Raw genomic sequence first — 16,627 nt, forward strand, 5'->3', positions numbered from 1 at the left:
ACTATAAGAATTTTAAAATTAATTTTAGATAAGATTAACCTACCAACTTTTAAGTATGGTACAATAAATTAAACTAAATTTATTTGATATGAGAAATATTGCTCTGTAAAAATAAATTTACACAAGATTCGGGACTTAACCATATATTGATAAATATAATTTCAATCTTCAGATAAATAAATGGCATATCCATTTTTGATTGCTAGTTCTTTTTTACGATCAAGAACAATATTTGGAAATCAAATTTGTTGATGTTCATCTATTTTGTAACCAACTTTTAAGATTGAAACATGATGTTCATCGGTAAAAATTGCATTTAAAATATCTAAAATTACTCTAAAAATTATTTTATCTTTAGTAGTTATTTCTTTTTTTACTAAAATTTGTTTTAATTCTTCATTAAACATCTTTTAAACCATCCCTTTAAATAAACTATATCATAATTTTATTTCTGATTTAAAAAGTTAAATTAGAAATAACATTTACCTTGATAAGTTCTGATTTAAAAATAAAAACTCTTAAACCATGATAAAATAGCTTAAGAATTACAATTATAAATGTTTAAGGAGTAAATCAATGATAATAACTGAAACAATAATATTAGTAATATTAGTGTTCTTAATTGTTTTAATAACTTATTTTGGGATTAAACTAATTAATAAACATAAAGAAAAATTAAGCTTTGATTCAGAACCGTTAAAAGAGACACTAATTAGAATGGAAAATGATTTAAAAAATAATTTTACTGGTTTAACTAGTGACCAAAAAGAAGCAATTAGCAAATGAACAACAGCATTAGAAAAATTAGGTAATAATGATACTAGTATTAATAATTTAAGAAATCAACTCGAAGGATTGGTTAAATTTTCTGATGAAAAATTTAGTGTTGTTAATGAAAAACAAAGCACTAATACAAATAAATTAAGTGAAGCATTTTTAAAATTAGAGGAAAATTTAAAAAATATTGATACATTAAAAACCGATGTTCAATCATTAAACAGTATTTTTATAATACTAAAGCTCGTGGTAATGTTGGTGAATTTGCTTTAAATTCAATTCTAACTAACATTTTAGGAGAAAACTCAAAAATTTGAACAACACAAGGTAAACTTATTGTTGAAGAAAATAAAAGTCATTCTGGTAACATTGATGTTTTAATTAATATGGGAGAAAAAGAAAAAATTGCGATTGATGCTAAATTTCCATTAGAACAATACCGCGCAATTAATAAAGCAATTGCCCAAAAAGCAGATCCAACGCTCCTTAAAATTAATAATGATAAATTTAAAATAGCAGTTAAAGATAAAATCAAAGAAGTAAAAAAATATATTAATGTTAAAAACAATATTACAAATGCGATTTTATTTGTTCCATCTGAAGCAATTTTTAGTTATTTAACTGATGAAATGCAAGAAATTTTTGATGTTTCATTTCGTGAACGAGTTTGGATTTGTTCACCCACTACTTTAGCTTATTCACTTCATATTATTTCTCAAATTCAAAAAGACTACGAGTTAAATAAAAATATTAGTAAAGTTAAAAAAGTAATTATCGAAATTAAAGATGAGTATCAAAGATTTAACACTAGATGAGAAGTAATTAAAAAGAAATTATTAGATAACGAAAAGATAATAAGGGAACTTGACATAACTATTAATAAAATAAAAGATAAGCAAGAAAAATTAGAAGATTTTGATTTAGATGAATAAGTTAAGGAAATTTTATTAGTTTAATGTTTTAAGAAACTTTAATATTTGGTCATAATCTGGTTCATCACTTACCTCTTTGACAATTTGTAAATATAAAATTTTATTACTATCATCTAGGACCATAACACTACGTGCTAACAATTGTGTTTCATCAATTAATAAATTAGTCTTATTACTAAAATTATTTTCATTATTACGATAGTCACTTCAAATATGGAAATTACCGTTAAGTTTTAAGTTTTCACAAAATCTGCTTTGCGCAAATGGTAAATCTTTAGAAATTGTAATAACAACTAGTTCTTGTAATTTAGTAGCTTCCGCGTTAAAATATGCAGTTTGTAAAGCACAAGTTTTAGTATCAATACTAGGAACACTAGAAATAATTTTAAAACGATGAGGAAATTGTGTTAAATTCATTTCACGTAGGAGATTATCAACTGCCGTGAAGTTTAAGATATCGCCAACCTTAATCGGATTATTTTTAATATGAACAGGGTTACCCTTAATTGTTAGTTGAATCATAATATTTATTTCTCCTTTTTAGTAAATGTATTTTATAATATTATTATAACTAAAAACTAGTGATAAATAAAAATTAAGGAGAAAAGGTTGTGCAAAAACTTTTAAAATCAATAAAAAATGGTAATCAGGAATTTAAAATTGCTTTTAAAGCAATAGGTTCTAATCATGTATATAAAAATCGAAAAACCATTGTTAAAAGTATTGCCTTATGTTTTATTCCTTTCTTATATGCCTTTATTGCCTTGTGAGCATTCTTTAATCCTTTAGGTAATATTAATAAATTACCGATTGCATTAGTTAACGCTGATACGTATAGTGACGCTTCTGGTCATGATAACCGTATCATTAACTTACATAATTTAAATTTAGATGGAACTTCACAAAATAAATATGGTGCTTATCAATTTAATATTAATGATTTACAAATTAGTAATGAGAAGAAAACCTTTACCGTTTATTATTATGATAATGATAAAACATACCAAGAACATAAAAATGATAAAACGTTTTTAACAGAAATTATAGTTGATAAAAACTTTACTAACGATTTTAATATTTTTTTTAGTAAAGTTTTAAAAATTGTCGAAGATAATATTACAACTCCTGAAAAGATCTGGAATTTAATTAATAAAATTTCTGAGCGTCCCAAAATTAGTTTAGAAGCTTCATATAAAGTTAATCCCATTTTAGGAGAAATTAATGATTTTGCCTTAAATACTTTAAAAGATAGTATCTTTGGTAAATTCTTACCAGTCGTTATTAGTGACCAAATTTTTGATTATTGATACAATAATGCTATTAATGAACCAGGTCCTGATGGCTATAAAAAGTTTCAACCAATTTTTAAAACTTTGTATAATTTTTTATCAATTGTTGTCCCTGGTCTAGGTCCGCATGCTGATGAGTTTAATGCTCGAATTGGTAGTGTTGATAGCAATGATAAAATTAATGATGTTAAAAACTTAGAACATGCATATTGGATGAATCATGAACTATTAGCACCACTAAATTTTATTGACTTTAATATTAATATTGAAGGACAAGATAAATCACCTTATGGTTTTGGTTTAGGTCCGTACTTCATGTGTATTGGAATGTGAGTAGGAACATTATTATTAACCTTTACTTTTATTCGTGATAAGGATGTAAATAAATCTAAGTTTTGGTCTAATTACTTAGGCAAATCATTATGAATGGTCATATTCGGATTAATACAATCAACAATTTTAACTACTTCATTATTATTGTTATTCCATAGTACTGATTTATGAAGTTGTTGTTGACAATTATTATTATATATGTGGTGTATTGGAATAATTTTTGACTTAGTAGTCCAGAGTATTGCTCATATGTTCCGCAATCATGATTTAGGAAGATTTTTAGTTGTTATTTTATTAATTTTACAACTTTCATCATCAAGTGGAACTTTTCCAGTGGAACTAGAACCAGGTTTCTTCCAAGTTATGTATCATGTCTTACCATTTAGTTATGCTATTAAAGGATTAAGGGAAATCCTTATTAATCCTAATGCACTTAATATTTTATGAAGTCTTGGTTGCTTATTACTATTTGTGGTAATCTTAGTACCATTGTCATTATTAGTTAATTGATGATATGATAAACGTGATGCTAAACAGCTTGGAACGAAACTAGAAACTAATAAATCAGAAACTTTACTAATTGAAACGAACAATATATCTTTATTAGAAGAAGGTGAATAAGATTTTATTAGTAACCTTAGATACTTACTTATTATAGTTTATCTTATCACACTATCAGATTATAATTTGATAAAATAATTACTAGATTATGATATAAAGTAAAGATTGGAGCAAATGATTATGAAAAAAAATATTTTAAAAACAAGTATTTGTATTGATGAAATTGAAAAGGTAATTACTAAAAATAAAGACTGAGAAATTATTGAAAAAAAATATGATTTTTATCAACCTTATGTTAGTACTTTTGATAAATTAAATTATGAGACTAAAATTGATTTATACATATCATTTAAAACAAAAACTGATTTTAATCATAAGATTTATTGTTATTTTTTAGATTTTGATGAGGACAATGTTTTTAAAATTTCAGATATTAAATCACAAGAACACCCTCATGGGCAAAAAACAACACGCGTTGCTGATTTTAAATATTATAATACCACAGGTAATTTAGGTTTTACTGCCTACCATAGTCCTGTTAAGGGTCAAGAATATAATCTAAGTCATAACTATCAAAGTTTCTTTGATACGATTGTTGCTAAAGAAAAAGATAAGGAATTAAATTATGTTTGTATTTTGCTTAAATATCATAATCATGCGCAAAATAAAAAACTATTACGTTACTATGTTAATTCTTATAAAAAATTCATTAGTAGTTTTTTATTAAAAATAGAAAGATTTGAAACCAAAAAAATACGTGCTTTAGAAAAACAAACAACAAAATTAATTGGTAAAACTAATAGGAAAAAAGTAAAAGAAGAGGATAATTTACCACTAAAATTGAGTAATGGAAAAAAAATAAAGTATAATTTAAATGATGAGAAATTATATTCATCTGTTATCAAAAAACAAGAACGTTTCAACGAAAAATAACACTTTATAACTAACTACTTATTTTGATTTTTATTAAGAAAAAAATAAGTAATGTTATAATTAAAAGAGAAGCTAGAAAGGGAATGTTATGTTGCTAAGTTTTATTTTAAATACAACAGCTATTGAATCAGAAGTTTTAAACGATTGATTGGAAAATATCTTCCAACAAAAAAGTTCTGATTTTGAAGTTGTTGTTATTGATGATGGAGTTAACAATGAAAACTTAGAAGTAATGTCTAAGTTTTTTAAATTATATTCAGAGCAACTAGTTCTTATTACTTATTTTCAAAATAGTGGTATTTCTATTGGCCGTAATTTAGGATTAAAGTATGCACGAGGAGAATATGTAATTGTTTTAAATCCGAGTGAAATTCCAAATGTTGATTTTGTATCGTTTATTACACAAACATTAGAAAAAAATCCCAAAATTGATTGTATCGAATATCGTGTTCATTATGAATTAGATGCTAATTCCGTTTTTCATTCAACAATTAGAATTGAAACTAATGAAGTGTATCAACTAAATACGCCTAAGGGAAAAAGTGTTTATGCCTTAACATCACCAATTTTAAGTACAAAAGTAATGAAATTAAGTATTATTAGAGAATATGGTATCCAGTTTCGGAAAGAAATCCAATTTGATAGTTTATTTCTTTACTCGTTTTTAGCGCATTGTACAGAATATTATGCTATTATTGATACATTAATTACTTGTAAATTTAACTCTTGTAGATTTAATTCTTTAGAACATGATAATACCTTTGATTTATTAAATCAGTGAGTACATATTTTAAACTATTATAATAACCAAAAAATTAAAAAAGTATTACATGATGAACTAGAATATGCCTTTGTTCGTTATTATTTATACACATTCTTACGTTTTATTAGTATTACCAAAAAACCATTACTAATTCAAAAAGCTTATAATCGTGTTAAAGATACCATTGATTTTCGTTATAAAAATTTTCTTAAAAATCCTTATTTAAAAACTATTAATAAATACGATGTGTTCACGACATATTGCCTTAATTTAAGTAAGTATGTTAAAACATATTGCCGTGAAAATAAAATTGTGGATGATTCAAAATATTGAGAGTAAAAAACTATGAACAACAAAAACAAGAAATTAACTGAAACTTATAAAATCGCTCAAACATGAAAGCGTCTTACAGCGCGTATTTTTGATATAATTATTGTTAGTATTATCCCATTAATAATTGGCTTAGGAATCTATTTAGGTGATAAAACTCATCAAGAATGATGAAAAATTGTGATTGTATTTATTATTAATATTGTTATTGTTACTATCTATTTTGTTATTATTCCTTGAAAATGCCATGGTCGAACGTTAGGCAAATTAATTTTACAAATTAAGTTAGTAAATGGTAATAATGAAAACCTAACTTTAAAGCAACTTTTTTATCGAGAAATGTTTTTAGTTTTCATTCCATTAGGTTTAACAATGGGAATAATTTTATTTCTGAGATTGACTTTTAATATAAATATTGTTACTATTAAACCGAATAATACTTTAAATTCTTGAATAAATATTCTTGTTCGTATTGTGGTTAGTTTTGATTTTGCTTGATATTACGGTATCATGATTGTAACAAAAATTGACAAATATCACCAATTGTTTTATGACCGTCGTGCCAAAACTTATGTTATTAATAAAAACCCAATTATCCAAAAAATAAATGTTAAACAAGAAAAGCATAATGAACCACATATCCACTTAGTGTTCTGTCAACCAGGCAATATTAGTGATGACGAATTAGAAAATATTCATAATCTTTAAATGTATCGATATTTACTAATTTAAGGACACCAAAAAATGGACAAAAATAAATTTCTTAACAATCTTAATGACCAACAATTGCAAGCAATTATTAACGTTGATGGACCATGCCGTATTATTGCTGGAGCTGGAGTGGGAAAAACTCGTGTTTTGACTTACAAAATTGCTTATTTAATTAATGTAATAAAAATACCAAGCGAAAAAATCTTAGCTTTAACATTTACAAATAAAGCAGCCAAAGAAATGAAACTTCGCGTAATGCAGTTGTTAGAAAATGATGATATCAAAGTTACTATTGCTACTTATCATGCACTATGTGCTAAAATTTTACGAAAAGATATTCATAATTTAAAAATTAATAATAGTTTTAATATTATTGATCAAGAAGACCAACGAAAAATTTTAAAAGATATTTATCAAAAAGAATTTTCAAATAAAGCTGATTTAGCAGAATTAAGATTATTGAGTAGTAGTATTTCTAATTGAAAAATTCATCATACTACTTATGATGAATTAGTAAACGATTATCAAAATCAAGACCAATGAATTTTACGAGCTAAAGTTTATGAATCATATAAACAATATCAAATTAGTAATTCCTGTTTAGATTTCGATGACTTATTATTGTTAGTACAACGTTTGTTTAACGAATTTCCTTATGTCTTAAAGAAATGACAAGACCAATTTAACTTTATTTTAGTTGATGAGTTTCAAGATACTAATGATATTCAATATAGTTTATTATTATCTCTCTCTACAAATCATAATAATATCACAGTAGTTGGTGACCCAGACCAAACTATTTATAGTTGAAGGGGTGCTAATATTAATTTAATTTTAAATTTTACTAAAAAATTTCCTAATACCCAAACCTTTATTTTAAATGAAAATTATCGAAGTACCACTAAAATTTTAAATACTGCCAATAGTTTAATTAAAAATAATGTCCAACGCATTGATAAATCCTTATTTACTAAAAATGATATGGGTAGTGAAGTAGTTGTTTATCATGCCAGCAGCAGTACGCAAGAGGCACATTGAGTTGCTACAAATATTAAAAAAATTCATTTAAAATATCATTTAGGCTTAAATAATATTGCTATTTTATATCGTAATAACTACTTATCAAAAGATTTAGAACAAGCATTAATTAATAATAATATTAACTATAAAATTTTTGGTGGTTACAAATTTTTCGAGCGTAAAGAAATTAAAGATATTTTAGCATACTTAAAAGTTATTGCTTGAAATGATAATTTATCAATGGTTCGTATTTTAAATGCTACACCAAAAATTGGTCCTAAAGCTATTGACCATTTATTAGAACTAGCTAAACAATATTCATTAAGTTTAAATGAATATTTATTTCAGTATCAATACAACTTACCAAAAAATTACCGTCAACATTTGCAACCATTAATTAAATTAATTAGTGATATTCAAAGTAATATTGAAGATGTTACCTCATTACATAAATTAACAGAACAAGTATTAGCAGAAACTAAGTATTTAAAAACATTAGAAGAAAACTTAGAAACTGAGCGCATTGAAAACCTAAAACAATTATTGGCACAATTATTAGATTTTGATAGTGCTAATGAAACAAAAGGAACTGCTTTGCTTACTGCTTTTTTACAAGAAATAAGTTTATATACTGACTTAGATGAAAACAGTAGTGCAAAAGCTGTTAGTTTGATGACTATTCATAGTGCTAAAGGTTTAGAATTTGAAGTTGTTTTTATTATTGGAATTAACGAAGGTATTTTACCAGGTCATAGTAAAAATAATGATAAAGATAATAAAATTGAAGAAGAACGTCGTTTATTTTATGTTGCTATTACCAGAGCTAAAAAATATTTATTTTTATCAAGTGCTGATGGTTTCTCACATGTTTTAAATACTATGAAACAACCATCGCGTTTCTTAAAAGATTTAGATATTACTCATTTAAAAATAATTAATAATGAACATCAAGAGATAGCAGAAAGTTACCAGAATCATAGTATTTCAAAATTTAATTATTTTAAATTTGATGCTAACAAAGACAATAACCAAGCTATTAGTAATGATTGAAAAGTTGGAGATATTATTGTTCATGAAATTTTTGGTAAAGGAGTAATCACTAAACTAATTGGTGATAAAATTCAAGTTGCTTTTCATAAAAATAATGGTGGTATGCGAATTCTTAGTGCTAGCCACAATGCTATTAAAAAGTTCGTATAATGTTCCCTTAAATATTAAAAACAAACGATAAAAATATGAATCTTTTCGACTATGTGATGGGTCAGTAATTAATTTACCTTTTTCATCAATATGATCTACTCGTAATGCTTGTTCAATCACATTTTCTAAATGATTAGGAAACTGATTTAGTGTTGTTAACTGTTTTTGACCATCAACACCAATTAAACTTATTCCTGTAATTACACTGGCACTGGCCAGTGTTGCTGAAATACTTAAAATGATTCTTCTTGTAAGTGCAAATCTCATCACATTACTCCTTGAATCTCAGTATTGTTATAGCTAACAAAGTGTCACAAATAACTATAACTATTTAATCATAAAGGTAAAAAAGCGAAATATCAAATAATTTTTGAAAATTAGTTACGGGATAACTATAGGAAATAACGATAACATTACAAATTTCAATATTTTACAAAATAATTGATAATTCTTTTCAAAAAATACAACAAGCATATAAAGATGAAAAATACACAGGTTTCTTTATTTTTAAAGGAGAGTTTCTACAACATGAAAAGTTGCTTACAAAAGAAGAAGTTACTATTCCCACTGAATTGTAAAAATAAAAAAACAATTAAATGACATCCAAAATAGCAACATATTACATTCTAAAATAGAGTTTAAAAAAATTACTATCTTTTGAAAGATTGCTTCAATAATTTTTTACAACAAAAACGCAAATAAAATATAAAGATGACATAAATGATTTGCAAAAAAACTTTTAAGACAAGTAGATAAAAAAGAAAAATATTTTACCAAAATTAAAGAAAATTTATGCAAGGATGAAAATCCTGCTCGAGAAAAGTTGAAAACATACTCATTTATTAATCTAGTAGAAGTCACTAATTTTTTTGACCAAGAAAACAAAAAATCAGATTCTATTAAGAGTTCAGCATCAGTTAAATAAGTTCATAATTTCCTCACTTATGAACTTACTAAATTCTCAAGTTTTTACTAATTTATTTAATCGCTGTAGTTCAACCACGCGTACGTTTAATTGCTTCTTGTCATCCCTTATACAAAATTTTAGCATCTTCTGGTTTCATAATCGGATTATACTCTTTTTCAACAACATAATTCTTCTTAATCTCATCAATACTCTTTCAAAACCCAACAGCTAATCCTGCTAAATAAGCAGCACCCATGGCTGTTGTTTCTGTATTTTGCGGTTTAATTAAAATCGTACGACTAATATCACTTTGAAATTGCATAATATATGAATTATTACTTGCTCCCCCATCAACTTTAATTTTAATGGTTAAGTTTTTTAAACCCTTATTAAGAACAATATCTTCTTGCATAGCCATAATCACATCTTGTGATTGATATGCTAATGATTCAATAGTTGCTTTAACAATATGTTCGCGTTTGGTTCCACGTTCTAAACCAAAAATCGCACCACGAGCTGTTGAATCTCAATATGGTGCTCCTAAACCCACAAATGCTGGCACGACATAAACACGTTGTTCATCTTTAGGATCAACAATTTGTGAGTATCATAAACTTTCATCAGAACGATATAACATCCGTAATTGGTCACGTAAAAACTGAACAGCAGCGCCTGCTATAAATACTGAACCTTCTAAGGCATAAACTGGTTCTTGTCCTGTTAGTTGATAAGCAACGGTCGTTAACAACCCTTGTTTTGATAACAAAGGTTTATCACCAATATTCATTAAAATGAAACATCCTGTACCATAAGTGTTTTTAACTTCACCTGCTTTTAAACATAGTTGGCCAAACAATGCTGCTTGTTGGTCACCAATAGCAGCAGCAATCATAATTTCAGTATCATCGTTTTTTGATAACATTCCTTTATAAGTTTTGCCAATTTCACCAGAACTAGGAATAACTTCCGGCAACATTATCTCAGGAATATCAAATAATGCTAAAAGTTCTTTATCCCATTGTTTAGTGTTAATGTTAAATAACATTGTTCGTGAAGCGTTAGTAATATCAATAACATGTTTAGCTTGCACTTGATTGTTATGTGTACCTACTGTCATTTTGTAAATTAATCAACTATCAATGGTTCCAAATGCTAACTTACCATTTTTGGCAAGTTCTCGTGCATCTTTGACATTGTCTAAAATTCATTTAATTTTAGTTCCTGAAAAATAAGCATCAATTAGTAATCCTGTTTTTTGATGAATTTTATCTTTTCATCCTTTTTTAGTTAATTCATCACAATAAGTAGCGGTTCTACGGTCTTGTCAAACAATAGCATTGTAAATCGGTAAGCCTGTTTCTAAGTTTCAAACAACAGTAGTTTCTCGTTGGTTAGTAATACCAATGGCTTTAATTTCGTTTGAGCTAATACCACTTTTATTTAATGCTTGCACCATAGTCGTTAACTGGTTATTTCAGATACCAATCGGGTCATGTTCAACCCATTCTGATTGTGGAGGATAGTGCTGGGGAATTTCAATTTGATGACTACCAACAATTTGCCCTTTTTGATTAATAATTAAAGTACGACAACTAGAAGTACCCTCATCTAAAGTCATAATGTATTTTTCAGCCATGATCTTTGCTTCCTTTCGTTGTGGTTATAATACCATTATTAATTGGATTAAACCACCAGCAAGGATTCCCCCAAGTAATGGCCCGACAACGGGTACTGGTGCATATTTTCAATCGTTTGTTCCTTTGTGTTTCATTGGTAAAATGGCATGAATAATTCTTGGCCCTAAATCACGGGCGGGGTTAATAGCAAAACCTGTTGGTCCACCAATTGCTAGTCCAATTACCATTACCCCGATTCCTACCGTGCAAGAACCAGCAAAACCACCGCTTGTTGGCACTAAGTTTTTAATTGAGAATGTACCACCAACAATCATTACTAAGATAAATGTGCCAATTACTTCTGTTACTGTATTTCAAATGTAACTATGATGAGCTGGTGATGTTGAAAACGTTGCTAAAATACGATTTGTGTCTTCAGTATTGTTATATTCTTTGAAATATGCTAAGTAAACAACAATTTGTCCTAACATAGCTCCTAGAATTTGAGCAACAATGTATATTGGAATATACGCATAGTTACCACCGACAAATGCTAATTTTTTCCCTGCCACTCATAGTCCAATCGTTACTGCTGGGTTTAAATGTGCTTTTGAAATTTGACTTAGCATCGCTGCAATTGCTACAGCAAATCCTCATCCCACACAAATAACAATTCAACCACTATTTTCTCCCTTAGAATTTTTTAATAATGTGTTAGCTACGACACAATTTCCTAATAAAATTAATATAAATGTACCAAATAATTCACCAATAATTACTTGTGCAACTTCTGACATAGTTATTACCTCCTTTTAAACAATTTGTTATTTTAATAATTCAGCAACTAGTAAAGCAATGGCTGGAGCTGCACTTAAACCAGGTGATTTAATTCCTGTCACATTAATAAAGTTTTTATTATTACTAGCACTAGCAATCACAAAATCATCAGTTTCAACAGAAATTGGTCGTGAACCACTAATTACTTTACAAGTTTTATTCATTTTTAATGATGGGATTAAACGTAATCCAATCTTATTGATATACTTAATATCATCAACAGTAATGATTCGCGTTTCGTTTTTTGCCACATTATCAATAGCAGTTGGTCCTACTAAAATATGACCATCAGTCATAGGAGCAACAATTACTCCTTTACCATGAATGGTAGGAACCATAAATAAGACATGGTTATTAATAATATTACGTTCCGTTTTTTCAAGAATACAATATTGACCTCTTCTAGTTTTTAAAGTAAAATCATGACAATCAATCATATTGGCCATTTCATCAGCATAGTGGCCAGCAGCATTAATTACATATTGACAAGTAAAACTAAGTTCTTTGTTATTAGTACGACAACTAATTTTAAATCCTGACGTTAATGATTTGATGCTAATTACTTCATGGTTTAAAAATAATTGTGCTTTATATTTAAGTGCACGCTTAACTAAACTTTGTGTTAATAACACAGGATCAACAACATAAGATGCTGTGCATAATAGTGCTCCAACAATATTGGAGTTAACATTAGGTTCTAACTTCATAACTTGTTCTTTTGTTAAAACTTTTAATTCATTTTCACTAACACCATTGGTTAGTCCTCTTTTATACAATTTTCCCACTTCTGACATTTCTTCTTTATTAAATGCCAATACTAACGAGTCAATTTTAGTTCATGGAAAATCAAGTTCTTTAAATCAAGATTTTTCATAAATTTTACGTCCTTGTAAATTTAAAGTGGCATTGAGTTTACCTGGTGTTGGATCAAATCCACCGTGGATAATACCTGAATTACCTTCTGATGTTTCTTGGGCAACACGTGGATTTCTTTCAAGAATTGCTACTTTGTATTTGTTTTTAGCCAACTCATCACTAATAGCAACACCAATTACACCAGCACCAATGGTAATTACATCAAAATCAAATGTCATTATTTACCCCTTCTTTCAACTATTAAGAATAATTTTATTATCTACATTAAGTAGAGTGCATTTTAGTCATTGGTGAGATAAGTTTACTAATTTTTAATTATGATAAAATAAATTTACACATAAAATGGATTTAACCTTTAATTTCTATTCTTCTTGATTCTATAACTTTTGCTATAATTTACTTTTTTATTTAATAACTGACAAAATATTAATTATTTCATGACATGATAATTTAGTATTATGGGGACTAAATCCTTTTAAATCTCATTGTAAACAACATTCAATAATTAAAAATTAGGGGTTGAGAATAATTGAAATTTATTGGGAATAATACGCATTATATTAAGTATAACTTTCTTTGATTGCTACTATTCATAATTTAGAAGTAGTTAAACTTAATTTCACAAGAACTCTAATGATTAGTATAAGGAAAATGATATTGATTTCAGAAAGCAAAAACTGTTTCATTTATTCTTACAAAAACTCTTTTAAATATTTTAAATCTAATTCTTTTTCATATAATTCATAAACTGATAACTGATTTTTTTATAATAATTAAATTAAGATTATCAATTTTTGCTTTATCATCCAATCTAATTAAAATTTCATCAATCGCTTCTAAATATTTAAATGGATAATTGTATTTTTTTAATAGTTCAATAGTAGAAATATTGTTATTAGTATTCAAAATAAAAATTTTACCAACATCAAACTTAGCGACTGGTCCACTATAAATTAAGTTTCCCAAATCAATAATGGTACAGTTATCAACAATATTTTTCACCTCATTAATCATATGCGTAGTTAAGAAAATAGTTTTCCCTTCCGCTTTTAATTGTTTTAAGACATTAGTAAAATACTTTCGTGATTCTGAATCTAAATTCGCTCCTGGTTCATCTAAGATAATTAATTGTGGATCATGAACTAATGCTTGAATTAACATAGTGCGATTTTTCATTCCTGAAGAATAAGAATTTAATTTCTCATGGCGATGTTCTCATAAATTAAAAGATTTTAATAATTTTTCTAAGTTAACTACTAAATTATCATTATTAATACCTGTTGTTTTACCTAAATATTTTAAAAAGTTGTAAGCACTTAATCCTTGTGGAAAGTTTTCTAAGTTTAAAGAATAACCCATTCCTAATTTAGATTTGGCACTACCAGCAAGATGACCATCTATAGTAATTTCACCTTTATAACAACTACTAGGAAAAGCACCGATAATTGATTTTAATAATACTGATTTACCACTACCTGATTGACCAACTAAGGCATGAATGGTACCTTTATAAACTGTAAAATCAGCTTGTGGAATTTTAAATCTTTTAAATTTAATATTGTAGTTTTTAACACTAATCATAACATCTGACATAAGATTTTTACTCCTTACTTAGTTATAGTTTTATTTGTTAATTATAACATTTGTTGAAATAGGAACTTAAAATATGAATGATGATAGCAATGCACATTTATAAACGAAACATATAAATTCATTTTTCTAATTAGTGCGTTAATTACCCTCATCTACTACATAGTTTCTTTATACCCTATCGCACTATGGATTAATACCTCATCAAAAATCTACCATGTTGTACTTTGCTATATAAAAAATAAAAAATTTAATAAAATCAAATTTTAGGTTGTATTGATACCTTTTTTATTTTTTTCCTACTTTTTTTTCAAAATTGTATTTTATTTAAAGTAATATTAAAAGAACCATATTTTATAGTATGACTGTTTTTATATTGGATGTATTAACTTTGTGGATAGAATTTCAAAGCAGTAATTGTTCCTATAGGTCAGCCTGCCGTTGAACCTTTAAATATTATACTTCCTAGAAAACTTTCGTTTTGTACTTTCAAAAGTAAGTTACTGCTAGGTAATTTTCCAAATAAAGTTTTTGTTTGATATGTATATTCATTTTCTAGGTTCTTAGTTTCATGATTATTTGTAATGTTTCCACTAACAAATTATTATTAATATAATACTATTTGTTACCTAAGTTGTAAAATTTAATAGTACAGTCAAATTTTTTATCTAATTTTCCATAATAACATCATTAAAACGACTATTATTAATTTGACGATGACCTAAAACATATGAGAAACCCGTTAAAAACGTCACACTCAAGAAAAAAATTAAAAGCAAAATTGCTGAAAAATTAAATAATAACCAAACCCCAGCGATTTGAAATAATAATTGTAAAGTAACTTGGAGCAGAAAATAAATTATGATTGCCGAAAAAATAAAAATACTTATAAAACTAATAACATAAGGAATCATAATCAATGAGGTAATTCGATTATTACTATAACCTAAAATTTTTAAACTAATAATGTCTTTTTTATTTTCTTGAAACATTAAATTTACTAATACTAAAATAATACTCGATAATATTTATTATTTTTTAAATTATAATTAATTGTTACTAAATCAGTAGTAACTGCTACTTCTTTTCATTTTGGACATGGACAAGGTGTTGGTGTTGGATTATCTTTTAATTCAATATCTCAACAATTGTCTTCTATTTCATTAGTTTCTAAACTTTTTGAATTAATTTTAATTGGTTTATCTATATTAATTATACTTGGTGAAGTAATATCTAATGTATTACTAGTGATTTTATAAGTATTTACTTTAAATTCTTCAAAACTAAATATAGCACCACCATCAATTTCACATTTAATAAATAAACTTCATTTATTAGATTTAGTATAATCAGCCTTAAGAATTAAAGAAGCGTCTTTATTATCAATTTTACCAATTAAAAGAGTTCATGTACCAGTTCCAACTGCTTTTGCTGATTTAAACAATAACATTAATGGATAACCATTTTGTTCAGGTGCATTTCTGTGTCATGTTATAAATACACGATATGTTTTACCAAGATTAATATCAAAATTACTTCATGTTCTATTATCAATTTTATTTCCTATTACAACTCAATTTTCTTTATCTTGTTTTTTATCTAATAATTTATTTGTTTCTTCTTTTTTATAATAATCAGTTAAATCAGTTTTACCACCAGTAGCACTAATAATATTATCTTTAATAGTTATATTATCACCAGCAGTTAATTTATCTTGTTTTAAAACTAAAACATTTTCTACATTAGTTACTTTAGTCATAATTTGACTAATATGTAAATCTTGTTTATCATTAATAGTTTTAACTTCATTAATAGCACCAGTAATAGTTTTATCTGTTGTTATTAATACATTATCAGTTTTATCTTGTAATTTATCATCTGCATATTTTTTAGGTAATAAAGTAGCAGGAGTATATTGTTCAAAATTAAATGCTCAATGTGGTTTGTCTACT

General features: G+C 26.4%; 16 protein-coding genes. 7 read left to right on the top strand and 9 right to left on the bottom strand.

Features of this window, described 5'->3' with window-relative positions:
- Window positions 1–68: 68 nt before the first annotated feature.
- A complete protein-coding gene (locus RDJ14_RS01360) occupies window positions 69–407 on the bottom strand; it encodes a hypothetical protein (RefSeq protein WP_308149571.1) in 339 nt (112 codons plus the stop codon).
- Window positions 408–576: 169 nt separating this feature from the next.
- Between RDJ14_RS01360 and RDJ14_RS01365 the strand changes: the two genes are divergently transcribed.
- Window positions 577–1,050 carry a hypothetical protein gene (locus RDJ14_RS01365; RefSeq protein ID WP_308149572.1) on the top strand — a complete coding sequence of 158 codons (474 nt, stop codon included), beginning with the start codon at window positions 577–579 and terminating at the stop codon, window positions 1,048–1,050.
- Window positions 1,047–1,709, top strand: a complete 663-nt coding sequence (gene rmuC / locus RDJ14_RS01370) for a DNA recombination protein RmuC (RefSeq protein ID WP_308149586.1) — start codon at window positions 1,047–1,049, stop codon at window positions 1,707–1,709. Before RDJ14_RS01365 ends, rmuC begins: the two co-directional genes overlap by 4 nt.
- 15 nt (window positions 1,710–1,724) lie before the next feature.
- Here the strand turns inward: rmuC and tpx are convergent, their stop codons facing one another.
- Complete coding sequence (tpx, locus tag RDJ14_RS01375; protein WP_308149573.1) at window positions 1,725–2,231, bottom strand: thiol peroxidase; 507 nt, start codon at window positions 2,229–2,231, stop codon at window positions 1,725–1,727.
- Between the two features lie 89 nt (window positions 2,232–2,320).
- On the opposite strand from tpx, the gene RDJ14_RS01380 reads away from it, so the two are divergent.
- The 5 genes from RDJ14_RS01380 (at window position 2,321) to RDJ14_RS01400 (ending at window position 8,849) form a co-directional block, all read left to right on the top strand.
- Window positions 2,321–3,952 (top strand): YhgE/Pip family protein, encoded by a 1,632-nt coding sequence (locus tag RDJ14_RS01380; RefSeq protein ID WP_308149574.1) that lies wholly within the window; start codon window positions 2,321–2,323, stop codon window positions 3,950–3,952.
- 120 nt (window positions 3,953–4,072) lie between these two features.
- Window positions 4,073–4,825 carry a hypothetical protein gene (locus RDJ14_RS01385; RefSeq protein ID WP_308149575.1) on the top strand — a complete coding sequence of 251 codons (753 nt, stop codon included), beginning with the start codon at window positions 4,073–4,075 and terminating at the stop codon, window positions 4,823–4,825.
- Window positions 4,826–4,913: 88 nt separating this feature from the next.
- Window positions 4,914–5,927, top strand: a complete 1,014-nt coding sequence (locus RDJ14_RS01390) for a glycosyltransferase family A protein (protein ID WP_308149576.1) — start codon at window positions 4,914–4,916, stop codon at window positions 5,925–5,927.
- A 6-nt stretch (window positions 5,928–5,933) separates the two neighbouring features.
- A complete protein-coding gene (locus RDJ14_RS01395; protein ID WP_308149577.1) occupies window positions 5,934–6,626 on the top strand; it encodes an RDD family protein in 693 nt (230 codons plus the stop codon).
- Between the two features lie 36 nt (window positions 6,627–6,662).
- Window positions 6,663–8,849, top strand: coding sequence for a UvrD-helicase domain-containing protein (locus tag RDJ14_RS01400; protein WP_308149578.1), 2,187 nt, complete (start codon window positions 6,663–6,665; stop codon window positions 8,847–8,849).
- Here the strand turns inward: RDJ14_RS01400 and RDJ14_RS01405 are convergent.
- The 7 genes from RDJ14_RS01405 to RDJ14_RS01435 form a co-directional block, all read right to left on the bottom strand.
- A complete protein-coding gene (locus tag RDJ14_RS01405; protein WP_308149579.1) occupies window positions 8,754–9,116 on the bottom strand; it encodes a hypothetical protein in 363 nt (120 codons plus the stop codon). The genes RDJ14_RS01400 and RDJ14_RS01405 overlap by 96 nt on opposite strands.
- Before the next feature lie 710 nt (window positions 9,117–9,826).
- Window positions 9,827–11,395, bottom strand: a complete 1,569-nt coding sequence (gene glpK / locus RDJ14_RS01410; RefSeq protein WP_374047454.1) for a glycerol kinase GlpK — start codon at window positions 11,393–11,395, stop codon at window positions 9,827–9,829.
- Window positions 11,396–11,416: 21 nt separating this feature from the next.
- The gene (locus RDJ14_RS01415; protein ID WP_308149581.1) at window positions 11,417–12,169 is read right to left on the bottom strand and encodes an MIP/aquaporin family protein; all 753 of its coding nucleotides are present in this window, start codon (window positions 12,167–12,169) and stop codon (window positions 11,417–11,419) included.
- Window positions 12,170–12,196: 27 nt separating this feature from the next.
- Window positions 12,197–13,303: a type 2 glycerol-3-phosphate oxidase gene (glpO, locus tag RDJ14_RS01420; protein WP_308149582.1), complete on the bottom strand. Its 1,107-nt coding sequence runs from the start codon at window positions 13,301–13,303 to the stop codon at window positions 12,197–12,199.
- A 412-nt stretch (window positions 13,304–13,715) separates the two neighbouring features.
- The gene (locus RDJ14_RS01425; RefSeq protein ID WP_308149583.1) at window positions 13,716–14,678 is read right to left on the bottom strand and encodes an ABC transporter ATP-binding protein; all 963 of its coding nucleotides are present in this window, start codon (window positions 14,676–14,678) and stop codon (window positions 13,716–13,718) included.
- Window positions 14,679–15,343: 665 nt separating this feature from the next.
- Window positions 15,344–15,667 carry an FtsX-like permease family protein gene (locus RDJ14_RS01430; RefSeq protein ID WP_308149584.1) on the bottom strand — a complete coding sequence of 108 codons (324 nt, stop codon included), beginning with the start codon at window positions 15,665–15,667 and terminating at the stop codon, window positions 15,344–15,346.
- A gap of 14 nt (window positions 15,668–15,681) precedes the next feature.
- Window positions 15,682–16,627: hypothetical protein (locus RDJ14_RS01435; RefSeq protein WP_308149585.1), on the bottom strand; the 946-nt coding region annotated here is incomplete at its 5' end.

This window comes from Spiroplasma sp. AdecLV25b, from assembly GCF_030913225.1.
GTDB lineage: Bacteria > Bacillota_I > Bacilli_A > Mycoplasmatales > VBWQ01 > Spiroplasma_E.